This is a genomic window from Microcoleus harperi Pol14_C6, assembly GCF_036701295.1.
In the GTDB taxonomy this organism is placed as follows: Bacteria; Cyanobacteriota; Cyanobacteriia; order Cyanobacteriales; family Microcoleaceae; genus Microcoleus.
Genome location: NZ_JAUBQN010000039.1, coordinates 1 through 22,053 on the forward strand (window position 1 = coordinate 1; position 22,053 = coordinate 22,053).

At 46.0% G+C, this 22,053-nt stretch carries 23 protein-coding genes; 10 read left to right on the forward strand and 13 right to left on the reverse strand.

Going from position 1 to position 22,053, the window contains the following annotated elements; translation table 11 throughout:
- The first annotated feature begins 556 nt into the window (after nucleotides 1-556).
- Nucleotides 557-1,003, forward strand: coding sequence for a hypothetical protein (locus QUA27_RS21885; RefSeq protein ID WP_333070457.1), 447 nt, complete (start codon nucleotides 557-559; stop codon nucleotides 1,001-1,003).
- 315 nt (nucleotides 1,004-1,318) lie between these two features.
- On the opposite strand, the gene pheS is transcribed toward QUA27_RS21885, so the two are convergent.
- A complete protein-coding gene (pheS, locus tag QUA27_RS21890) occupies nucleotides 1,319-2,323 on the reverse strand; it encodes a phenylalanine--tRNA ligase subunit alpha (RefSeq protein ID WP_333070459.1) in 1,005 nt (334 codons plus the stop codon).
- A gap of 223 nt (nucleotides 2,324-2,546) precedes the next feature.
- Here pheS and surE point away from each other — a divergent pair, with 223 nt between their 5' ends.
- Together surE and QUA27_RS21900 are read left to right on the forward strand one after the other, a co-directional pair.
- Nucleotides 2,547-3,353 carry a 5'/3'-nucleotidase SurE gene (gene surE / locus QUA27_RS21895; protein WP_333070460.1) on the forward strand — a complete coding sequence of 269 codons (807 nt, stop codon included), beginning with the start codon at nucleotides 2,547-2,549 and terminating at the stop codon, nucleotides 3,351-3,353.
- A 127-nt stretch (nucleotides 3,354-3,480) separates the two neighbouring features.
- Nucleotides 3,481-3,879 carry a hypothetical protein gene (locus tag QUA27_RS21900; protein ID WP_333070462.1) on the forward strand — a complete coding sequence of 133 codons (399 nt, stop codon included), beginning with the start codon at nucleotides 3,481-3,483 and terminating at the stop codon, nucleotides 3,877-3,879.
- A 253-nt stretch (nucleotides 3,880-4,132) separates the two neighbouring features.
- On the opposite strand, the gene QUA27_RS21905 is transcribed toward QUA27_RS21900, so the two are convergent.
- Nucleotides 4,133-5,350 (reverse strand): LL-diaminopimelate aminotransferase, encoded by a 1,218-nt coding sequence (locus tag QUA27_RS21905; protein ID WP_333070464.1) that lies wholly within the window; start codon nucleotides 5,348-5,350, stop codon nucleotides 4,133-4,135.
- Between the two features lie 235 nt (nucleotides 5,351-5,585).
- Nucleotides 5,586-5,912, reverse strand: coding sequence for a thioredoxin family protein (locus tag QUA27_RS21910; protein WP_015177073.1), 327 nt, complete (start codon nucleotides 5,910-5,912; stop codon nucleotides 5,586-5,588).
- Between the two features lie 144 nt (nucleotides 5,913-6,056).
- On the opposite strand from QUA27_RS21910, the gene QUA27_RS21915 reads away from it, so the two are divergent.
- A complete protein-coding gene (locus QUA27_RS21915; protein WP_333070465.1) occupies nucleotides 6,057-6,836 on the forward strand; it encodes a lipoate--protein ligase family protein in 780 nt (259 codons plus the stop codon).
- A gap of 50 nt (nucleotides 6,837-6,886) precedes the next feature.
- Here QUA27_RS21915 and QUA27_RS21920 read toward each other — a convergent pair whose 3' ends face one another.
- The 5 genes from QUA27_RS21920 to psaK all read right to left on the reverse strand — a co-directional run bounded on the left by QUA27_RS21920 (nucleotide 6,887) and on the right by psaK (nucleotide 12,576).
- Nucleotides 6,887-7,756, reverse strand: coding sequence for a DUF928 domain-containing protein (locus tag QUA27_RS21920; RefSeq protein ID WP_333070468.1), 870 nt, complete (start codon nucleotides 7,754-7,756; stop codon nucleotides 6,887-6,889).
- Between the two features lie 418 nt (nucleotides 7,757-8,174).
- Nucleotides 8,175-8,960 carry a DUF928 domain-containing protein gene (locus QUA27_RS21925; RefSeq protein WP_333070469.1) on the reverse strand — a complete coding sequence of 262 codons (786 nt, stop codon included), beginning with the start codon at nucleotides 8,958-8,960 and terminating at the stop codon, nucleotides 8,175-8,177.
- 39 nt (nucleotides 8,961-8,999) lie between these two features.
- Entirely contained in the window at nucleotides 9,000-10,952 is a 1,953-nt protein-coding gene (locus tag QUA27_RS21930) for a CHASE2 domain-containing protein (protein WP_333070472.1), read from the reverse strand.
- A 62-nt stretch (nucleotides 10,953-11,014) separates the two neighbouring features.
- Complete coding sequence (locus QUA27_RS21935; protein WP_333070474.1) at nucleotides 11,015-12,211, reverse strand: site-2 protease family protein; 1,197 nt, start codon at nucleotides 12,209-12,211, stop codon at nucleotides 11,015-11,017.
- 80 nt (nucleotides 12,212-12,291) lie between these two features.
- A complete protein-coding gene (gene psaK / locus QUA27_RS21940) occupies nucleotides 12,292-12,576 on the reverse strand; it encodes a photosystem I reaction center subunit PsaK (RefSeq protein ID WP_333070476.1) in 285 nt (94 codons plus the stop codon).
- A 133-nt stretch (nucleotides 12,577-12,709) separates the two neighbouring features.
- Here psaK and QUA27_RS21945 point away from each other — a divergent pair, with 133 nt between their 5' ends.
- Nucleotides 12,710-13,357, forward strand: a complete 648-nt coding sequence (locus QUA27_RS21945; RefSeq protein WP_333070477.1) for a phosphoribosylanthranilate isomerase — start codon at nucleotides 12,710-12,712, stop codon at nucleotides 13,355-13,357.
- 133 nt (nucleotides 13,358-13,490) lie between these two features.
- On the opposite strand, the gene QUA27_RS21950 is transcribed toward QUA27_RS21945, so the two are convergent.
- A complete protein-coding gene (locus QUA27_RS21950; protein ID WP_333070478.1) occupies nucleotides 13,491-13,781 on the reverse strand; it encodes an acylphosphatase in 291 nt (96 codons plus the stop codon).
- Nucleotides 13,782-13,840: 59 nt separating this feature from the next.
- Here QUA27_RS21950 and QUA27_RS21955 point away from each other — a divergent pair, with 59 nt between their 5' ends.
- Nucleotides 13,841-14,392 (forward strand): CPBP family glutamic-type intramembrane protease, encoded by a 552-nt coding sequence (locus tag QUA27_RS21955; protein ID WP_333070481.1) that lies wholly within the window; start codon nucleotides 13,841-13,843, stop codon nucleotides 14,390-14,392.
- A 45-nt stretch (nucleotides 14,393-14,437) separates the two neighbouring features.
- A complete protein-coding gene (locus QUA27_RS21960) occupies nucleotides 14,438-15,772 on the forward strand; it encodes a HEAT repeat domain-containing protein (RefSeq protein WP_333070482.1) in 1,335 nt (444 codons plus the stop codon).
- Nucleotides 15,773-16,023: 251 nt separating this feature from the next.
- Here the strand turns inward: QUA27_RS21960 and QUA27_RS21965 are convergent, their stop codons facing one another.
- A complete protein-coding gene (locus tag QUA27_RS21965; RefSeq protein WP_333070484.1) occupies nucleotides 16,024-17,931 on the reverse strand; it encodes a BamA/TamA family outer membrane protein in 1,908 nt (635 codons plus the stop codon).
- Nucleotides 17,932-18,082: 151 nt separating this feature from the next.
- The gene (locus tag QUA27_RS21970; protein ID WP_242720238.1) at nucleotides 18,083-18,283 is read right to left on the reverse strand and encodes a hypothetical protein; all 201 of its coding nucleotides are present in this window, start codon (nucleotides 18,281-18,283) and stop codon (nucleotides 18,083-18,085) included.
- 82 nt (nucleotides 18,284-18,365) lie between these two features.
- On the opposite strand from QUA27_RS21970, the gene QUA27_RS21975 reads away from it, so the two are divergent.
- From QUA27_RS21975 to QUA27_RS21985, 3 genes are all read left to right on the forward strand, one after another.
- Complete coding sequence (locus QUA27_RS21975; protein WP_333070485.1) at nucleotides 18,366-19,028, forward strand: alpha/beta fold hydrolase; 663 nt, start codon at nucleotides 18,366-18,368, stop codon at nucleotides 19,026-19,028.
- A gap of 57 nt (nucleotides 19,029-19,085) precedes the next feature.
- Nucleotides 19,086-19,271, forward strand: a complete 186-nt coding sequence (locus QUA27_RS21980) for an alpha/beta fold hydrolase (RefSeq protein ID WP_333070488.1) — start codon at nucleotides 19,086-19,088, stop codon at nucleotides 19,269-19,271.
- A 130-nt stretch (nucleotides 19,272-19,401) separates the two neighbouring features.
- The gene (locus QUA27_RS21985; RefSeq protein ID WP_333070490.1) at nucleotides 19,402-20,883 is read left to right on the forward strand and encodes an ATP-binding protein; all 1,482 of its coding nucleotides are present in this window, start codon (nucleotides 19,402-19,404) and stop codon (nucleotides 20,881-20,883) included.
- A gap of 123 nt (nucleotides 20,884-21,006) precedes the next feature.
- Here the strand turns inward: QUA27_RS21985 and QUA27_RS21990 are convergent, their stop codons facing one another.
- Nucleotides 21,007-21,360: a slr1659 superfamily regulator gene (locus QUA27_RS21990; protein WP_333070491.1), complete on the reverse strand. Its 354-nt coding sequence runs from the start codon at nucleotides 21,358-21,360 to the stop codon at nucleotides 21,007-21,009.
- Between the two features lie 66 nt (nucleotides 21,361-21,426).
- Nucleotides 21,427-22,035, reverse strand: a complete 609-nt coding sequence (locus tag QUA27_RS21995; RefSeq protein WP_333070493.1) for a slr1658 family protein — start codon at nucleotides 22,033-22,035, stop codon at nucleotides 21,427-21,429.
- Between the last annotated feature and the right edge of the window lie 18 nt (nucleotides 22,036-22,053).

Here is a 22,053-nt window from a genome sequence, read left to right on the forward strand (position 1 = left end):
GCCGTGTGCCGGGAAACTGGCAAGCACGGTTCCGAATGGGAGGGAGAAGGTGGTAACATCTTCTCTCGACCCTACCTCCAAAGTGATCGTCACTCTGTGAAACGTTCCTGAGAAGCGATATTTTATGAAAGCAATCGCCCGATTTATGAGAGTTTTACAGTCTGTGAGATCCCAAAGTTTAGGTGCACCTACTTACTGACAGTACACAACGTGTTAAATTTAAATTTAATCACGGTAGTTAATGTTTAGTTGCATAAAGATAATTTTTCCTGCCTACCTACTTAAGCGCGTGGATCGGCGATCGGCTGTGGAGTCAATTGTTTAATCTTTAATCGACTCACCAAAGTTCAAGCTGCCAAATGGCGGCTGGGGAGTCAACTCTAAAATCTAAAATCTAAAATCTAAAATCTAAAATGGACTGACATTCCTTGCTTGAATCTATCAAAAGAGGGAACTTTTTTAACCGCTCGTCGGTGGATAACCTCTATCTAGAGAACGGTTCGTCCGAGCGCTCCGATCGAGTAAAAATAGAATGTCATATCTTGCTTTGTATTCTATGAAACTGAATTATTTTACGAAACGGCTTTCGACTTTAGGGCGCTTGATGGCTGCAACTGTGCTTTGCGTGTCAGCGATGGCTTTCGTGTGGTGTGGTGCGTTCTTCTCTAACACCGCAGCAATGGCCTCTCCTGCTGCAAACTCGATCGCAGCAGCAGATGCGGGCGATGCGGTTCAAGAAAAAGCCAGTAAAGATGCTGGACGAGCCAAGAACTTCATCCGAGATACAGAAGATAAAGTTAAGGAAACTGCCAAGACAAATGCTGCTAAAGTCGATCGAGCATCGGATGATGGTAGTGTAGTAGAGCGCAAAGCTAAGAAAGACGCCGCCACAATTGAGAAAAGAGCATCGGAAGATTCAGCTCGGACTCAGGAAGCAGTAGATAATACCAAGAATGCTGTAGAGCGCGCTGTTGACAGCATCAAGGATGTTTTTAGCAATTAGAAAATAAATAAGTAGGTAAGTGCAAAGCCCTTGTCTACTTAAGTAAGCGGGCATGAATAAACTGATGTGAGGGGGCGGGTTTTGACCTGAAAAAAGTCTGATAGCAAGAGCTACTTGCACTCACCCGCCCACCATATCTTATGGTTTTGTCGCTCTTGTCTGCTTACTTGAAACTGAAAAATTGATGTATAGCCTTTCTCAGTAACATAAGGTGCTCTCGAATCTAGGGAATAGGGCATACCTCACTTTATTGAGAACTGCTATAGCTTAAGCAAAATCTCTAGAGGGTTTGTAGAACCGACCCCAAACCATGCTTTAAAATTGCCGCAAAAAGCGCAAGTCGCTAGCATAAACCCGGCGAATATCGTCGATTTCATAAAGTACCATTGCGAACCGCTCGACTCCAAAACCGGCCGCAAACCCAGTATATTTTTCTGGGTCTAAACCGACTCCTTTAAGAACATTGGGATCGACCGTTCCGCAGCCCAAAACTTCCAACCATTTGCCGTTCCACTGCAAATCAACTTCAGCAGAAGGTTCGGTAAACGGAAAGTAACTCGTTCGGAAACGAATCGGCAAATCTTGCCCGAACATTTGCCGCAAAAACTCTTTAATTGTGCCTTTCAAGTCAGTAAATGTCAGACCTTCATCAATGGCTAAAAGTTCAATTTGGTGGAAAACTGCTGCGTGAGTAGCATCAACAGTATCGCGGCGGTAAACGCGGCCGGGAGAGACAATCCGAATCGGCGGTTTGTGCTGTTCCATGTAGCGAATTTGCACCGATGATGTCTGAGTCCGCAGCAACTCGCCGCCTGGTAGGTAAAATGTATCTTGCATATCCCGCGCTGGGTGGTCTGGCGGTGTGTTGAGCGCCTCGAAGTTGTAATAATCTGTTTCCATTTCCGGACCGTTGGCGACGGTGTATCCGAGGCCAACAAAGATATCGAGAGCGCGGTCTATGACGGCGTTTAAGGGGTGAACGCGGCCTTGGGGGCGAAAAATCCCCGGCATGGTGACATCGATGGTTTCTGAGGCTAATTTGGCTTGGATTTGGGCGGTTTGGAGGGCGGCGCGCTTGTCTTCTAAATCGGCTTGCAGGGCTTCTTTGACTGTATTGGCGATCGCACCTACTTTGGGCCGCTGGTCTGGCGACAGTTTGCCCATCATGCCTAAAATTTGAGATAGTTGCCCTTTTTTGCCGAGGTAGCCGACGCGCAACTGTTCGAGTTGTTCGAGGGTATTGGCAGTGGCGATCGCACTTTTGGACTCTTGACCGAGAATTTCTAGTTGAGTTTCAATGTCGCTTAGCTGGACAGTCATTTTGATTTTAGATTTTAGATTTTAGATTTTAGATTGATGGCAGTTTTGGGCCAAGTTGAGTTTAGCGCAATTTTGGCTCTACAGTCTTGTTGATTTTAGATTTTAGATTTTAGATTTTAGATTTTCGGCAGTTACGGATAATTTGTAATAGGTAATTCGATGTTAGAGCGATCGCCCTAGTTGAATCTAGTTTAGTATTGTTATAAGGCCTCTAAAAATTTCAATGAAACTTTTAATTAGCAACGACGACGGCATCTTTGCACAAGGCATCCGCAGCCTCGCCAACGCTCTCGCCGCCGCTGGCCACGACGTGAGCGTAGTTTGTCCCGACAGAGAGCGCTCCGCTACCGGCCACGGCCTTACCTTGCACCAACCCATCCGCGCCGAAATTGTCGAATCTATTTTTGAGCCTGCTGTCCAAGCTTGGGCTTGTTCGGGTACTCCCGCCGACTGCGTGAAACTTGCTTTGTGGGCTTTACTTGACAAACAGCCGGATTTTGTTCTTTCCGGTATCAACCACGGGCCCAATTTAGGCACCGATATCATCTGTTCGGGTACGGTTTCGGCAGCAATGGAAGGAATTATGGAAGGAATTCCCAGCATTGCTTTCAGCCTCGCCAGCTTTACTTCGCAGGAATTTGGGCCGGCGGTGGATTTCGCTGTCACCTTGCTGGCACAGTTGGAAAAACAGCCAATGGCGAAACCGATGCTGTTGAATGTCAACATACCAGCAGTCACACAAGCAGAAATTACCGGAGTTGCGATCGCCCGTCAAGGCATTCGCCGCTATTTCGACATATTTCAAAAGCGCACAGATCCGCGCGGCAAAACTTATTATTGGCTAGCTGGGGAATTGTTAGAAGATGTAGAAGAAATCGCTGATTCGGCGGTGCCGCATGATATTCCTACAGACGTACAAGCTATTCGCGACAACAGAATAACCGTAACTCCCTTGCAATATAATCTCACCTGTGCTCCAGACTTGCACTCGTTGGGGGGTTGGCATTTTGAAAGTTTTCCCAAGCAGTGAGTTCCGATCGACCCGATCGGAGCGGTAAACTAGGAATTAAGGAAAAGTGCCTCTCAAGGTCTATACCTTAAGCGTTAACACAGGCTCCCAATTACTTGTTAGTTTTTTTTAATCAAGAAAAACAGTTATGAACGCTCCCACCTATAACACTCATTCTGTCACTTGCCCGATCTGCAACCGTTCTAGCGTCGTAGGCCCCGTCGGGATGGTCAGTGGACTATTCACTTGTCCCCACTGCCATTCTCATATGGTAATTAGCTGGAGCGGTCATTTTGTGCGCGATCCTTTTAGTCTTAAACAACTGACGGTGGGAAAGATGCTCAGGCGCGAGAGCAGACCGTTAGCTCGCCTTCAGCGGGATTTTGGGCTGGGTAAGCCTTTTCCGCTGATTGCAATTTTGGGGAGTGTGGTCTTTTTCGGGTGTGCGCTAGCCGCTACGGAACAATCGCTACCCCGACAGAATTCACTTCAAGGATTTTTAGAGTGGGTGAGCGGAACTGGTAATTCCCAAGATGTCTCACGTTAACATTTCTTAAAAAAGATTGTGACAGATACTGCGTGCAAATATCTATTCCTTTAGGTAGAAATCACACTATTTTAGCAATTGCATCCATCTTGAGCTACGGGTAAGCACTTAGACGCCGTGTCCTTCATCCTATGTCCAAAAATGTCAAAACCCCCAGTGCGGCAGGGGTTTTAACCCCTGCCTCAAAGCTCAAGTCGGGTGGGCTTAAGTATCACTAGGGTGTTTGAGGTTAAGTTGACACAGATTGCATCGCTCAATTTAGAAACTCAGCAATTTTTCTAACTGCTGTTTCCAAAATTGCTGGCGACTCAACTAAGGCAAATCGCACGTAGCCTTCTCCTGATTTCCCGAAACCGGCACCGGGGGAAGCTGCGACTCCTGTACTCTGTACTAACTGAGTGCAAAATTTTACGGAATCTTGGGCCCAAGGTTCCGGTAGTTTCGCCCAGACGTACATGGTGGCGGGGGGTACGGGTACTTGCCAGCCGATGCCCTGTAGCGCGTTTACAAAGGCATCCCGCCGTTTTCTGAAGGTTTCTACGCTGCTTCTGACGGTATCTTGGGGGCCTGTTAATGCGGAGATCGCTCCGTTCAAAATCCCTCGGTATTGGTTGAAGTCCACTGCGGCTTTTACCTGGCGCAGCGCTGCAATTAGTTCGGAATTGCCGATCGCATATCCGACCCGAAAACCTCCCATACTGTAGGATTTGGATAGTGTAAAAAACTCGATCGCCACACTCTTATCTCGATCGGCCTGAAATATTGACGGCGCCATCAATTTTCGATATTCTTCCTCATTACCAGACTCTGCCTGTATGAGAGAATTGCGATCGTCAAACACCAAATCCACATAAGGGAAATCGTGAACTAAAACAAGTTGATGTTCCCGACAAAAAGCCACAGCTTTCTCAAAAAAAGCTACCGGGGCGATCGCAGTTGTAGGATTGTGAGGATAGCTCAAAACCATCATCTTCGACTGAGCCAGCACTGCTGTCGGAATATCTTCAAATATCGGCAAAAACGAATTTTCTGCTAATATCGGCATCGGATAAATTTGACCGCCGGCCAAATGCACACCGCCCGCGTGGGAAGGATATCCCGGATCGAGCAACAAAGCAAAATCTCCAGGGTTGAGTACAGCTAAAGGCATATGCGCCGTGCCTTCTTGGGAACCAATTAACGGCAGCACTTCTGTTTCTGGATTGACTGCAATCCCAAATTTTTGTTCGTACCAAATAGCTGCTGCTTCCCGAAAATCTCTTGTGCCGTTAAATAGCAAATAGCCGTGAGTGCTGGTGTCGGAAAGAGAATGTGCGATCGCATCTGTAATGTGAGCAGCCGTCGGCAAATCCGAAGAACCCAGAGACAAGTCAATCACATTTTGCCCCGCTGCTCTAGCTTGAGCTTTTGCCCGATCCATATCGGCAAATACATTAAATTGCAGTGGCTCTAAACGTTTAGCAAATTGCATATTTTCTCTAATTTTGGGAGATTTTAATGAATCTTTGTATATTGGGTAAATAATTATTTATTTTTATCTTGCATTTTTATTGGCTTTGTAAAAGTTTTTTTACTAACCGCAGAGAGCGCAGAGAGCGCAGAGTCAGAAAGGAACATTGAGGAGCAAAGAGAGATGTTAAAAAAAATATTTGCGATTGCTATAATTGTAAGTTGGGAGTTTGAAACTCCCGGATCGTATCCAAACTTTATAAGTGAGCGTCGAGCAAACCGACCAAAGTTTGTTTAGTAATAGCTCCCTCGTGAGAAAGCACTACTTCGGCATTTTTAAACAGCCTGAGAGCTGGGACTCCTTCTACTTTATACTGCTTGACAGTATTAGGATTGGGGTCAATTTCCATTTTAACGACTTTCAGGCGATCGCTGTAGTTGGCCGCCACCCAGTCTACCGAAGGCGCGATCAGTTTACAAGGCCCGCACCAACTAGCCCAAAAATAGGCAAGCACTGGTTGCTCAGCTTTCAGGACTTCTGTTTCAAATTTTTCGTCGTTAATGACAATTACACTGTTGCTCATGGTTCTGCGATTATTTTTTCTATTTATTTCTAAAGCACCGACGGGCGTGAAACTTGCATCAACTGAGAAGACAGGCCCAAAAAACTGTTACTAATTTTAAAACATTCTGCGAATTATTGAGTGCAAACTCAGGACTGGGGACTGATGGCTAATTCTGTATGGCGTTTAATTCCACTGTTGTCGGCGTCTGGTAGCGTGCAGATGGCGATCGACGAATGGCTGCTGGAACAGCATCTAGCGGGCAAAAATCCGCCAACTCTGCGATTTTACACTTGGCAACCGCCGGTGATTTCCTTGGGCTACCACCAGCGCAGGTGGCCGGAGTTTTGGCAGCAGTTGTCTTGGCAGGGAATGCCTGTAGAGTTGGTGAGGAGGCCCAGCGGCGGGCGCGCCGTGCTGCACCAAGGGGATTTAACTTATGCAGTTGTGGCGTCGGGATTTGGAAGCAGCCGTATGAAAGCTTATCAGACTATTTGCGAGTTTTTGATTGAGGGTTGGAGGGCGATGGGTTTGGATTTGCAGTACGGGGAAGCAGGAAGGGGTTATATTCACAATCCGAATTGTTTTGGTACTGCGACGGGTGCAGATTTAGTTACACTTGATGGCTGCAAGTTAATTGGTAGCGCGCAATTGCGACGGGGTGATGGTATTTTGCAGCACGGTTCGATGCGTTTGCAGCCGGATGTTAAATTATTTTCTCAAGTTTTTGGGGAGGAATTAATTCGTGTGCAATTACCTCTATCTGAAGGGGGAGATAATTTGATTGCCACTGTAATTGATGTTTTGAGTGCGGCGGCTTGTCGGTGTTTTTCAATTGATTTGAAAGTTCAGGCACTTTCGGATCGGGAATGGCAGGATATAGCAGATGTTGAAGCAAAAAGGAAGAAGGAAAATATATTAGATACTAGATACCTAACTTCTTGAAAAAGTCGGGTATCTCGCTAAAATCGCCAATCTAAAATCGGAAAACTCATCTATGGCTGCTGCTCAATTTCAACGATCGGCTCTTTGGCAATGTGGCCCAATTTCACTGAATCCAGCAAGCTTTCCCAATCAGCCGTTAATTCTGCATCATTAGGATTAGCGCGACGAGCGGCTGCTAGATTGCTGAGGGCATCTAGCCAAATTCCATTCTTAGCATAAATAACGGTTTTCTGCCGCGGATCGGCCTTCTCTAATTGACTGCGGATATCTGGACTGAGTTCAACTCGACGCACAATACCTGTTTCCAACAAATCTACGGATGGGTCTAGACTGTCGCAAATCAATGCAACAGACCAACGGTAATTTTTGCCTACTTGCAAGGGCGACACATTTTTATTTGCGGGGATAGTAACACTGATTACCCCTGATAAATTGGTAATTGTGACATCCTGTTCATAAATAATCTCGCCGCTGCTTTCATCTTCTATGATAAATTCGGCTAACTTCGCATCTGTTTGAGGCAAGTAGAAAAAGAAGGTTGGATAGTCCGAAACAGTTCGTCCCATCTTATTTGTAGGCACTAAGACTGTGAAACTTAGCTGACTACTGCTCCCACAGCCATTCCCCACTAATCCTCTGTGTGTACCTCCCTGTCTAGTAGACGGCGCGATATCTTCGGGCTCAACGAAGCGCGGCCCTGCCGGTTGAGCGTTGGGTGGACTGCTCGGTGGGTTTATTTGCGGGGGTTGATCACCGAAGCGCGGCCCTGCCGGTTGAGTATCCTCTGGCTTGTCAGGTGTGTTTATTTGTGGCCGTCCCAAAACGGCAAGTTGGGAAATGTTGAGTGTGGCGATCCATACTACCGCTGCCATTGATGTCAGGTGGATGATAAACTTAGTAGTTTTTTTTATTGGCTTCATGAATGTTTAGGGATAGATGCTGTTTATTTACCTTTTTTTCATTCCCAAAATGCCGTAAACATTAACTTTTTGTTACCTGCCTTTTAAAAGTAAAGCTCCCCCAGATTCTACTTCAACTTTCCCTGCCAGATGCAGTAAAGTTTCTTCTGCAATTAATATCTGGCAAGTTTCCTCTTGTCGCTCCTGTTGGCAACTTTCCAGGCGAGAGGCAATATTTACGCTGTCGCCCCTCGCTTTATATTCTAAGTTTTGAAATTGATTTGAAAGTGTAGCCTCTTTCAGAAGAGGAAAGGCTGGCCATACAGGACTTGCGAACTCCGACCCCTAGAAACCGGGTTTTTGAGCGAATCTGCGGGCGACAAGGAAATTTTTTCGTCCATCAAAGCTGGTGTCTGGCCACCCCCTGCTATGCAATAAACTATGGCTGCGAGGGGGGATCAATTTGAACGATCGGCTCTTTGGAAATTTGGCCCAATTTCACTGAATCCAGCAAGCTTTCCCAATCAGCCGTTAATTCTGCATCATTAGGATTAGCGCCACGAGCGGCAGCTAGATTGCTGAGAGCCTCTTGCCAAATCCCATTCTTAGCATAAATAAAGGTTTTCTGGCGCGCATCCGCCTTCTCTAATTGACTGCGGATATCTGCACTGAGTTCAACTCGGCGCACAATACTTTCTTCCAACATATCTGCGGATCTGTCTTGAGCGTCACAAATCAATGCAACAGACCAACGGTAATTTTTGCCTACTTGCAAGGGGGACACATTTTTATCGGCGGGGAGACTAAAACCGATTACCCCTGATGAATTGTTAGTTTTTAGGGTTGTTTGATAAATCTGCTTCCCGTTTTCATCTTTCAGAACAAATTCGGCTAATTCTGCCTCTGTTTGAGGCAAGTAGAAAAAGAATACAGGATATTCCGAAACAGTCCGTCCGATTTTATTTTCTGGTATCAAGGCTGTAAACTCTATCTCACCCTTCACGCATTTACTTGCTGTGCGCGTCACTCCCCCTAGATCGCCCGGTAACATATCTTCAATAGGCTGAACCAAGCGCGGCCCTCCCGATTGAGTATTGTCTGGCTTGTCAGGTGTGTTTATTTGTGGCCGTCCCAAAACGGCAAGTTGGGAAATGTTAAGTATGGCGATCGATACTACTGCTGCAATTGATGTCAGGTGGATGATAAACTTAATATTTTTTTTCATTTTTTTCAGGACTTTTCAGGAAGAGATTCTGTCTTTTTATTACTTTTTAATTCCCAAAATGCGGTAGACATTAACTTTTTGTTCCCTGCCTTTTAACGGTAAAGCTCCCCAAGATTCTACTTCAAATTTCCCTGCCAGATGCAGCAAGGTTTCTTCTGCAATCAATATGCGGCAAGTGTCCTCTTGCCGATCCTTTTCGCAGCTTTCGAGCCGAGAGGCAATATTTACGCTGTCGCCGATCACTCCATATTCTAAACGGGTTGCGCCTCCCAGACTACCCACCATCACAGGCCCTGTAAAGATTCCTACTCGCATTTTTGCGGACGGCAAACCGCGTGTGAGCCAATTTTGATTCATTTCTGGCAAGCGGGAACTGATGGCTAGAGCGCAAGATACAGCGAGGCGAGCATCTTCGGCAATTTCTTCTGGAGTGGTGCGGGGAATAGGTACGCCAAATACTGCCAGCATTCCATCGCCGGTAAATTTATTAATCACGCCTTGATGTGCTTGAACTTCTTGGGCCATTGCTGATAAATACTCATTTAACCAACTCATTACTACTTCTGGCGGTAGTTTTTCGGAGATTGTACTAAAACCTTGCAAGTCGGTCAGTATGATGGTAGCAGTAAGTTTTTGCCCTGGCAATAAGCCAGATTCGAGCAGATGGACGCGCTCTTTCCACAGGGCATTTGCGATCGCGGGTGAAGTTTGTTGTCCTAATAATTTCATCACAATCCCTTGCTGTTGCCTCGACTGCTCGTATTTATAGGTGATTGTGACTCCTGCGGTGATTAAAAGTGCCAGGGTTGGGGCAATTAAAGGTATCCATCCCTGTTGAGTGAATAGGAAAAAGGTGAATCCGAATAATGAGCCGAAACCTGCGATCGTACTTGCCATCAAACTCAGCGATTTTTCTAGCCGCCAAGCTAAACAGCCGCCCACTGCACTCCAAACAGCTATCCACAGTATTTCTTGCCATTCGTCCCAATACCAAAAGATCCCTTTGCCGTCTAAAATTGCGCTGAGAAATTGGCTCGTAGCCGTTGCATGAATTAATACCCCAGGGGTCAGGATATTACCGTTTTTACTAGCGCTGTAAGGCGTAGAAAAAATATCTTTTACAGTTGGGGCTGTAACCCCGATTAAGACTATTTTACCTGTGACCAATTTGGGGTCAACTTTGCCCTCCAAAACTTCAGTTAGTGTCACGATCTCTGCTATATTTTCCCCTGAGCGGTAATCGAGCAATATTTGATAACCTTTGGCATCAATGTTCTGATAACCTCCTGAGTGAGAGCGCAGTTTTGAAAATACTGTTTTATCTACCACGAAAACATCGTTTTCTATGGTTTTATATGGAACTTTTTTGCTGTCAAAATATGCAAAAGCTAGCGTACTGGACAATGAAAAAAACGTTTGTTTACCATCGCCAACAGAAATCAAATTGCGCCGCACTATACCGTCGGGATCGACTACTAAGTCGTTAAATGCTATCCGCTCATCTGGTATGTTAGGAGGAGGTGCGACTCGATCGTACTTTGACTTGCCGATGAAGGTAATAGGAAATACTTTGGGGTTTTTCAATTGAGCTACTAATTCTGCATTCCCCGGTTCGTAGGGAATGTCGCGAATTATATCTATGCCAATAGCTGTGGGTTCAAGACGCGCTATTTCGGCGATAGCTTTTGCTAAAACGCCATCGGAAATTGGCCATTTCTTAAAAGCATTAATGTCCTGTTCTGTGATTTTCACTATCAGCAACCTGGGGTCAGGACCCGGATCTGGTCGCAACTGCACCATCACGTCGAAAGCATTTAATTCCAGTGGCTGCAACCAGCCTAAATGCCGCACTCCTAGTAGAGTTCCTGTCACGGCAATGCAGATAATAGCAAGAGGTTGCAAGTCATGGAAGGGGAAGGAAGGAGTTAAGTTTTTCCAACTCCAGCCTCTATCATTCAACTTAGGATGAAATTGATGCAAAAATTTGGGCATATTGATAATTATTTTTTCAACTCTCCTTGAAAAAATGCACCCCATCTTAAGTTGCCAAATTTTTAATTTTCCTGTGCGGTTTTGGCGATCGCACTTAACTGCAATCCCTGCGGATAGCTGTTTTCTTCTTTGCTGCGCTTGATGTCGGCGATTGAAATCTGGGGCTTGAGGTATTTTGCCAAAACTTTAACCACGTCACCCCGATCGATCGTCCCCGCTACTGAACCAATCGGCGAGAGGACCATGATTCGGGAAAGTTGACGGGCTTCCATCTTGTTAATTACTTCTGCAATGGATGCTTTTTCGGAGACTGTGGGGGTTTTTCCCAGCGGTTTCAAAATGTTGTGCAAAGTCTGAACTTGCCATTGACTGCGTTCTGTGAAGCGGATATCGTCGATCGACACTAACCCCAAATCCCGGCCGTTGGTCGCAGCAATGTAAAAGGGAAACGGATTGACTTCTAACAAATAGCGATCGGCAAATTCTCGCAGAGTCAAATCTGCATCTACAACTCGAAACTCGCGACTCATCGCATCGCTGGCTTTAATTTTGAGCAGGGCTTCTTGCAGAGAAGTAACTTGGCTATAAGCAGTGGCATTGCGAATGCCAAACCAGCCGATCAGCGCAATCCACAAGCCGCCGTACTCGCGAGCTAACAAGCATAAACTCAGACCCAAAGCAACAGCCAGCCAACCTAAAACTTGTCCTGTTTTTGCCGCCCAGCGAACGCCGGTAAATCGAGAGCCGGTGATTTTCCAAATTGCTGCTTTTAAAACTTGTCCTCCATCCAAAGGCAGACCGGGAATTAAGTTAAATAATCCCAAAACGAGGTTGATTAGTGCTACCCTTTCAGTGACAATTGCTAGCAAACTTTTTGGGGGAAGAACTTGAGAACCCAAACCGAGGATTAAAAACAGCGCAAAGCTGACTAGAGGGCCGGCAATGGCTACTTGAAAAGCTTGACCGGGAGTTTTTGATTCCGAATCGATTGAAGCTACCCCGCCAAATAAGAATAAGGTAATAGAATTAACTTTAATGCCTTGCGATATCGCCGCCAAGCTGTGTCCGAGTTCGTGCAAGAGTACGGAAGCAAACAGCAGTAGAGCTATTGCCAACCCCGCACTCCAGGAGAGCGCAGGCCCCCACAGGCGGTAACTGCTGGCGTATTCGCGGGTTGCTAAGGCTAAAATTATAAACCACGAATAATCTATAAGTAGGGGGATGCCAAATAAAGAGCCGATTCGCCAACCTGTCTGCATGAAGTTTCCTGGGAAAGGAGAGCAAGAAAGAGTTTCTATTATATCTTTTCTACCCCTTGCCTTTGCCTTTCCCCTGATTTTTACAGAACTCCGGCGTTACCCAAGCCCAAGATTACTCCGGCTCCGAGCAAGTGGCCGAAGCTGGCTGTTGCCAGCAATTCTGGTACGCCGAAGCCTTTAAACATTCCAGGGAGTGCAACGGGTAAAGCTGGGCCCTTGCCTCGGTTTTGCTTGGAGATGCCGTAGTAGCCGATCGTGATCGCCAGCAAATTACATAAAATCATTGTCAGTCCTACCAGTGGCGACCACTCGGGTGTTGAGGGAGCGGTAGATTGTACGGCTAACAGCAAAGATGAGTTGATCACGTTCTTATCTCCTGATTTCACAGATAAATTGATTTCCAAGATTATAAAAAGCGGTTTGCATTAAACTAAGATTTGTTTTAATAGTTAACAATTCGTTGATATTTTGATACAACTGCGGAACCTAGGAGGAAGAGTGCGGGTTAAAATTTGCGGAATCACTAAATTAGACCAAGGAATTGCGATCGCCCGCTTGGGAGCCCAAGCTTTGGGGTTTATCTGTGTGCCGGCTTCCCCGCGCTATGTCAGCCCAGAAACAATTCGCCTGATTGTCGAGCAGTTGCCGGAAAATGTCGATCGCATCGGCGTTTTTGCCAACACCACAATAGAAAATATCTGTCAAGTAGCGGCAGAGTCAAATTTAAGCGGGGTGCAGTTACACGGAGATGAAACAGCGGAATATTGCGATCGACTGCGGGAGTTTTTGCCGGGAATTGAAATTATCAAAGCCCTGAGAGTTAAGACTCCTGAAACTTTAGAGACGGCGGCTATTTACGCTATTCGTGTCGATACTTTACTGCTGGATGCTTACCATCCACAGCAATTGGGCGGTACTGGTAAAACGATCGACTGGATGATGTTATCAGAGTTTAGACCGCAGTGTCCTTGGCTGCTGGCGGGCGGTTTAACACCCGATAATATTTTAAATGCAATTGATAGGGCGATCGGCAATAACTTCAGCGGTGTTGACCTTTCTAGCGGCGTAGAAATAGCGCCGGGAGATAAAGATTTGACCAAAGTTTCTCAGTTGTTTGCTAATTTAAGTCAACTGGCTCATCATTGATAAATTGGCAATACCAAATTCGCGCTTTTTATCGGATTTATTCTTTAGTCTGCTTGGGCGAAGCCTGCCGTAGACTAGGCAGACTTCGTTTGTATAGTAGCGGTTTCAACCCCAGTTTATGCCGTTTATTGTTTTATCGGCGGATCTCAAAAGTGCGCTCGCCCTCCGGGTCTTCGTATTCCAAAACCAACTCACTAACCGTAGCACCGGTGGGGCCGCGGCGGCACCAACTAATCATTTCTTCTACAGCTTTTTTAGATCCTTCAAAGACAGCCTCGACGCGCCCATCGGGGAGATTTCTTACCCAGCCACCCAGGCCAAAATACTTTGCTTGATTCCTCGTTGAATATCGGTATCCTACTCCTTGAACTAATCCGGAAACAAAAACGCGGACTCTGACAGGCGGCAATGATTGGTTTTGCATAATAAACGGCTCAACTTACTGCTAACATCTGTTTGAAAATTTTAAGGATCAGTTTGATTATGTTAAATTTTAGTGCGATGGCGCTGCCGGGATTCCTGATACGCCGCATCACCCTAGCTTTTTCAACTATTCCCGATTTCACTGATTGGCTGGTTGCAGCTATGCTGGCGCTTGTTTACACTTCGATCGCTCTTTCCGTCGGTTTTTGGTCGGGATTTCTAAAAGTAGACGTGCAAACCTCTCGGCGTACAATTGTGGGAGTGCTCATTGGCTGTTTGTTAAGTCCGGGCATCACCGAGGAATTATTGTTCCGCGTGTTAATGCTGCCGCACCCGTTCGAGAAGGCTTCTGGGTTAATGCTGTGGTTTTGGGGATGCGCGAGTTTGGCGACTTTTGTAGTTTACCACCCGCTGAACGCGCTTACTTTTTACCCGGTTGGTCGATCGACCTTTATGAATCCAGTGTTTTTGCTGCTGGCGGCTATTTTGGGAGTTGCGTGCTCTATCGCATACCTGCAAAGCGGTTCTATCTGGCCTGCGGTGGCAGTTCACTGGCTGGCAGTGACAGCCTGGCTGTTGCTACTGGGCGGTTACAGGAGGCTCTATGGTTAAATGTAAAAAGTCCAGCATCACTATTTTGTCGGGAGGATCTCAGTTGTGGGTATCATAGGAGCGATCGTAGGTTTTTTGGCAGGGGTAGCAGTTGCTTACTGGTTAGTGGAAAAGCGCTTAAAGAAGCAAAAGCAAGAATACTTGCAGCAAACTCGCAGAATTAGTGAGGAAATAGAATTAGCTCAGATGTCTCGGGTGCAACAAGCTGTCGAATCTCAGCAAGGAGAACGGGGAAATCAGCTTAGAAAAGCTACTATCGAACACGAAAATTTACTCAGACAAGTTACTACCCAATACGAAAATCAGCTCCAACAAGTTGCGGCTCAATACGAAAATCAGCTCCAACAAGTTCGGGCAGAACGCGACAGTCAGCTCCAACAAGTTTTGGCAGAACGCGACAGTCAGCTCCAACCACTTACCAGCATAGACGAGCATGAGCTGCGGCGACAAATCAGCGAGGAATTAGAAGCCGCTAACAATGCTAGGATGCAGCAAAATATCCAATCTTTGCAAGCAGAACACGAACATCATTTACTCAGAGTTGCTGACGAATTGCATCTAAATTATCAAGCGCAGATGGAGCAACATTTGCAAAACTTGCAAAATGAACACGAAATTCGCTTGAGGCAAATTGCCGAGGAATATGAGAACCGCGAGGTTGAGATGCAGTTAAATATGGAGGCTTTGCAAGAGCAATACGAGAGTCAGTTGCAAGCGGCTCACGAGCAGTTGAGAGAGCACGAAGCTCAGATGCAAGCTACTATCAGGTCTTTGCAAGAGCAGTACGAAAGTAATGTACAACAACAAGAAGTCCCGGAGCAGCAGTTCAGTCAGTTAAATTCAACAGAATTTGCCGAAGGTTTATCACAAGAAGAAGTTTGGCAGGAACTGTCAAGTGAGTTAAATCAAACAGAAGTTGAAGAAGAGTTAAATTACACAGATTTTTCGGAACCACAACCAATTGATTTACATCAACCAGAAGTCGAACAACAGCTTCCAATTAGCAGACAAGCACCAAGCTATTCCCTACCGCAGTTGATGGGATGTGTTCAAAGTCAGGACAAAGAAACCCGCAAGTTTGCAGCGTCTGCTTTAGGTAAAATGGCTGCTGCTAATGCTCTGAGAGCCGAAGGTCAGCGAGCAATAGAAACCTTGGGAAAGTTAGCTCAAGATCTTCACCCGGAGGTGCGTGAAGCTGCTGTGGAAGCACTAGCAATGATTAAGTCTGAAAAAGTGATTCCGCTGCTACAAAAAGCTTTGCGAGATATAGATAGCGGTGTGGCTAAATCGGCAAGTGCTGCGCTCAATAAGTTTAAGTTTTATCCGCGCACTCCAGCGGCTAAGCCGAAAACTGTTGATGTGAAGAAACCAAAGCGTTAAGCATTTACGAGCCTAAATAAATATAGCAATTGCCTACAACACAGTAGGGATACAACATTGTTGTGTCCTTACCGATGTGCTGTATTTCACTCAATTTCGATCGACCACTCGCCCAATCCTTAGCAGCAATTACCGACACCCCGCCAGCCGAGGCCGGTAGGTTTGATGATACCCTGCCAACGGCTTTGGCGACAATTGAGTCGCGCAAAATCTGTTTAAGATTGTGGTTTAACCGATCTGTTGTACTACTTTTAAAATCGTTGTTTTGTACCGAGTATAAATTTGAGGTCGCCAGAGTCGCTAACACCCACATCTAAGCGAATTAATCCAAAGCGCGATCGCACCCTCACACCCAACCCAACACCCGCCCCCGTCCCCGGTTTGTCCCTGACTACCGCCGGTTTCCCGAGTACGCTATCTCCCGTTCCCAAATCCGACGCAAAATCAACAAATATTACGCCGCCCACATCCTGACCCACAGGAAACCGATATTCACCGGAAGCCAAAAAATAACTCCGGCCGCTGCCAATATCCCCGCCGTCGTAACCCCGCACAGAATTGCGGCCGCCGAGGCGAAAAGCTTCCGTTGGTGGCAAATCCCCGATTACCGTACCCGCTTGCAAGTTAAAAGCCAGCATTTCGGGCAAGGCTTCGGACTCGCTGATGCCCAACAAAGTTACTGGCACATACTGTATATAATTCGCTAACAGCCTGTTACTCACAATGTTTCCTCGCCCCAGAGGTATTGACTGCTCGGTGCTGAGGCTGAGAATCGATCCTCTGGTGGGGTTAAAGGGATTGTCCCGCCGATCGAGTACCGCACCAAAAGAAACAGTGTATAACTCGTCAACGCCGCTGCCGCTGAATGTGAGAGGATTTCCGAGTTCGTCGCGGCGGGCGATATTTAAGTTGCGATCGCGCGTACTGATATTTGTATAATTGAGCCCCAAAGTCGATTGCCAATCGCCCAAAGGTCTGGTAAACCGGAGATTTCCCCCCACCCGAATTTCCCGAACTCGGTTCCCGTTGGGCAAATCAATATCTTTGTTGAAAATTTCCGATATTCTGCGATCGCCAAAAGCTCTCACACTGTATCCCAAACGGTCTTCGGCGGCAACGTAAGGGCTGACAAACTCGACATCGTACTGGATACCTCGGAGGCTGGGTTCAAGTTCCACCGCCAGCCGCTGCGGGTTGGTGCCGAAAGTTCGATCGGTATAGGAAAGAGGAACCGCAACGCCAACATCATCACTAAGACTGGCACTTACGCTAAAAGATCGAGCCGAGCGCTCTTGAACGTTGTAGATTACATTAACATCCGTGCCAACTTCTTCAATCGAAACCGTAACCTTGTCAAACAATCCCAATTGCTGCAACTGCTGCAAATCCGATCGTACAACTTCCCGGCTGTAGTTATCCCCCGCCTTGAGTTTGAGCTCACCTCGGATAAAATCTTCCGAAATTCTGCCCTCAACCGGATTCCCTTTTTTATCAACAGCTTCGCCTCTGGAATTGACAAAGCGAATTTTTACCTCTGCAACGTAAACGCCTTCAGCATTGCCCGCTTGACTGATTTGTAGAGTACCGCCTAGCTGTCGGGCGTTGCTGTTTACTGCTTCGGGGATTTCGGCGTTGGCCGCGATCGTCGCCGGAGTTTTTAACAGAGATGTAAAATCTTTATTGTGGCTGGACTTGAGAGAGAGAGATTCCCTAGGGGATAGCTGCGCCGCGCGTACTTCTGGAGAAGCTGCGAGCTCATCCGATGCCGGCAAATCCCGCACAGTTGGGTTCACCTCATCCGACGATTGATGAGAACTTAAGACTGAAACCGATAATAAATGTCGCTTGTAGTCGAGTCTAGATCCCTCTAAATCCCCCTTAAGAAGGGGGACTTTGAGACTATTTCTTCTCTCCCCCTTATTAAGGGGGGTTAGGGGGGATCTAGACTTCGCTACCAACAACAGAGACGGTGGGTTTGACGTTAAGTTGTCAGCAATGACCTCATCCTCCTCCCTCTGCGCCCTCTGCGCCTCTGCGGTTCCCTCTCTAAACTCCGCCTCAGTCGGTGCGGCACTCGGATCGATCGCCCGCGCCCCCAATTCGCCGCCAGCCAGCGCAGCCAAAGTCAAAAATGCAATAATCGGAATTCGCATAGACATTAAATTTAAAGCACACCCAACGCATATTACCCAAAACCGGGCCCCCTGCATAATTAGCCGAAAAGAAACCCGGTATTTTTGAGGCTACCGGGTTTCTGGGATGCTGAAATGTGGGAAAGTTCGATCGACCGCGGGCGATCGTAAAATTTGTTTAAAGAGTTTGTCGAGAAACTCGTTTCTCAAAATGAGCCTGAGTCTGCTGCAACAGTTGTTCGCGACTGTCCTTAGCGGTGGTAATGGTAGGGAGCAAGTTGCGAGCTTGTAACGTCATGTGAAGCTGTAGGTGTGCTACGTACTCACTGACATCTTCGCGAAGAGAGCAAGCCGGGTACTGTTTTAAAGTAGAGTTCAAAGTGTTCTCCTGCTTTGAGTTTGCAGTATTTTCTAATAATCATAGAGAGTATCACGGTCTATTTCTAATTGTGTACTCCGTAATGAAGTTTAACCTTTGGACTGCTGTTTTGTTACAATGGTTTACAAATATTTCTTACATCTCAGGAGTCGATCCCCATGCAGTCTCAAGCAGTTCTAAGACAAAATCACATTTAAGTACATTTGTCAATAGCACCACCCAAACAGCAGCCTACCTCGACATCGGGTGCAGCCGACCCTTATTGATGCTGCACGGTTTCTTTGGAGAAAAGACTTGCTGGCTGCCATTAATTGAGTTATTGCAATCTCAGTTTCGGTGCATCAGTTTAGATATGTTAAGTTTTGCAGAATCCAGCAAACCAGAAATCGGCTATGACGTAGCTGTAGAAGTTGATTTTGTCCGGCAAGTTGTAGAACAACTACATATCGAACCATGCTGCATCATCGGACATTCTTTTGGCGGTTGGGTAGCATCTGCATATTCCCTCAAATATCCTAATTCTGTTAGCAGTTTAGTGTTAGCAGCGCCAGCGGGAATTCGGGACGATAGTTTTTGCGGTCAATACGATGCTTTGGGGCCGCTGTTGTGGGAAACCCCAGCCGTGGATTGGGTCTTGCAGTTGGCAAAACCTTTTGCTAGTTTAGCGGGAAAAAGTGAGAAATTGCAGCCAATTTCAGGGTGGCGCAAGGAGTTAATGTTTCAACCTGTAGCAAGGTCATTTTAAATGAGCTGGATGCCGTCGGAAGATGCAGTTGATACAGTAGAAAAAGAAATTTAAAAATTGCAAATTCGTACCTTAGTAATCGCAGCATATAGCGACGAAACAATTCCTCTATGGCACTGTGAAACCTACGCTAACGAGATACCGGGGGCAGAGTTAGCAATTGTTCCCAATGCTGCTCACGGGTTGCCGCAAACTCAAGCTCAAATTATGGCGAAGTTGACTTGTAAGTTTTTGAATAGTTAAGAAAAACTGTGCAATAAGCCGAATCATAAAAATTGTGATATGCCACCAATTGAAAATAATTGTGTTTTAGTATACTACTTTATTAGGAAATACAGAATATATTGATTAGTGTCTTGTACACTTTTTTCTTATGGCTCTTAAATCTTGTGTCAGCACGAGCTACAGACATTTAGTTGAGTCGGGGATATTACCAATGGCGGCAATGAGGAACTATTTTAATCTGGAAGAAATTACGACAGCCAGAAAAATTAGTGCTGCGGTAATTAATATCAGCGGCCGTCAGCGAATGCTTTCCCAACGAACGGCTTTTTTTTGCATGAGGTTAGTTTGTTCTCAGAATGACCTAGAAAAAGCCCAACTGCGGGGAAATTTGTTAGAGGCGATCGAGCTTATGGAAAAATCGCACCGCGACTTAATTAATATTGGCAGCAGCGTCAACTTAGTGAGTCCCCCTTCACCCGCCCTCAAGGCAATGTATTTTGAGCCGCCACTGTATTTAGACAAACAAGTGCGCGCATATATCGATCGAATAAAAGCACTGGTGCAAGTTCCCGATGCCGAACTCATGCTGGAAAACCCCCACCTGCTGTACATTGTCGAAGCAGCGGGCGGCGACTTGCTAGAAGCTTTTGATGCCGTGGTGAGTCAATACCAGCAAGAAAGCGAAATCGAACAATTTGAAATCGACCTTAAACAGGTTGAACTTTATCAAGAAAGTTGTGCTGCTACCTCGAAAGCGGAAGCTCAAGCAGCCCAGCTCGATCGCGCACTATGCGAACTAAAACAAACTCAAGCTCAACTCCTCCACAGCGAAAAAATGTCTTCGCTGGGGGCGCTAATGGCTAGTATCGTCCACGAAATTAATAACCCAGTTAGTTTTATTTACGGCAACTTGAGCCATGCCGCCATTTATACTCAAGATTTGTTGAACCTGCTGTGTCTCTATCAAGAATGCTATCCCAATCCCTGTCCCGAAATCACAGCTAAAATCGAAGAGATAGATCTTGGTTTTCTAGTTGAAGACTTGCCTAAAGTTATCTCTTCCATGCAAATGGGTTCCAATCGCATTCGCGAAATTGTCAAATCTATGGGCAACTTTTCGCGAACCGATAACAGTAACATGACGATGTGCGATTTGCACGACAGCATTGACAGCACCGTGTTAATTTTGCGAAACCGTCTCAATTCTCAAATAGACCGTCGCGACATTCAAGTAGTTAAAAATTATGGAAAATTGCCTCTTGTAGAGTGTTATTCAGGACAGCTAAATCAAGTATTTATGAATCTAATTACCAACGCGATCGATGCTTTGGACGAGGCATCACAAAATCAGCCCTATGCTGCGCTAAAAATTTTGATCGCCACAGAATTAGCTGGGCCCGATCGCGTGAGAGTGCGGATTGCTGACACAGGAACCGGAATGGCACCACATATAAAAGAGCGAATGTTCGAGCAGTTTTTCACCACGAAGGAAATTGGTAAAGGTACCGGTTTAGGATTGTCTATTGTCTACAAAATCTTAGTAGAAAATCACCGAGGATCGATCCGGTGCGAGTCGGAACCTTCCAAGGGAACCGAGTTTATCATTGAACTCCCGATCCAGCAAACTTAAGCAATTTACTAAATCCAAATTTATTTATGTTAACTGTGTGTGGCACGGGCGTCCAGCCTGTGTTAACTGTGTGTGGCACGGGCGTCCCGCCTGTGTTAACTGTAATTAAAATTTACACATATCCTACTCTAATTCGAGCTTCAAAGTTGGCAACAGCTTTTCTAAATTTCTGAGAGATTTCTGTTGCCAAGGAATATCATTTGAACCCAATACCACAAGTTCAATCGTTTTCTTTTTCCTGACGCTAATCACAAATTTAGACAGCATACTGATACCAGAACTGTTAACAAATTCCAATTGTTTTAGGCCCAAGGTAATAGTAGGCGGTTCGCCATTAGCGACCTCATCTAACAATTCGGCTATTGGTGCATACTCTGCTGGGCCGCTCAGGCTGAGTTCGCCTTGGAAAGTGACAGTGACTGATTCTGGATCGTACTGAATGGTGTAATCTTCACCTTTAATTTCATGAATGCCCATTGTGATTTTGTTTCCTGACTAAAATATTGCGAGCGCACAAGAGAGTAAATATTGAAATGCTAGGAACTAGACCCTAATTTGAACCACAGTCGTAACAATGATGGTATCACTATCTGGCCGGGGCTCGAATTTCCAACCGATCTTAGCTGAATAGTCATTAATCATCGTCAGCAAGCCCAATCCCGAAGTATCGCTTTCGGACTCCGCATTTTTTTCAAGCTGCTGCAAATAAAGTTCATTTGGATCGGAATCCATAATTTCTTCAATAAACTCCTTCAACTTATTCGCCCCTTCTGGATTGACACTATTACTGGCAAAAATTACCGCCGTTACCTCTGTTTCCCCAATAAAGTGTATGCCAAATTTAACTTTGTAATTGATATCATCCTTATTAAATTTTATCGCATTTTCTAGGAGTTCGTTGGCGACGTAGCTGACAGCTCCCTTGCTTTGTTTGATCCGTTTCTCGCTGCTAGCATCCTCCTCATCCACCGGTAGAAAGCTAGACAAATAATCGGCTACAAAATGAGCGGAAAGCCTGTTGTTGCGCCAGCGCTGTTTGATGGGGCGAGAACTGGGGGTAAATGTAAGTTCTAGGGAGTCGTGTTCAGGAGGAAATTCTTCAATGAATTCTCCAAAAATTTGTGTGATTGTTTTTAAGCTTCCAGATGTCATAATTTTTCTGCCTCCAAT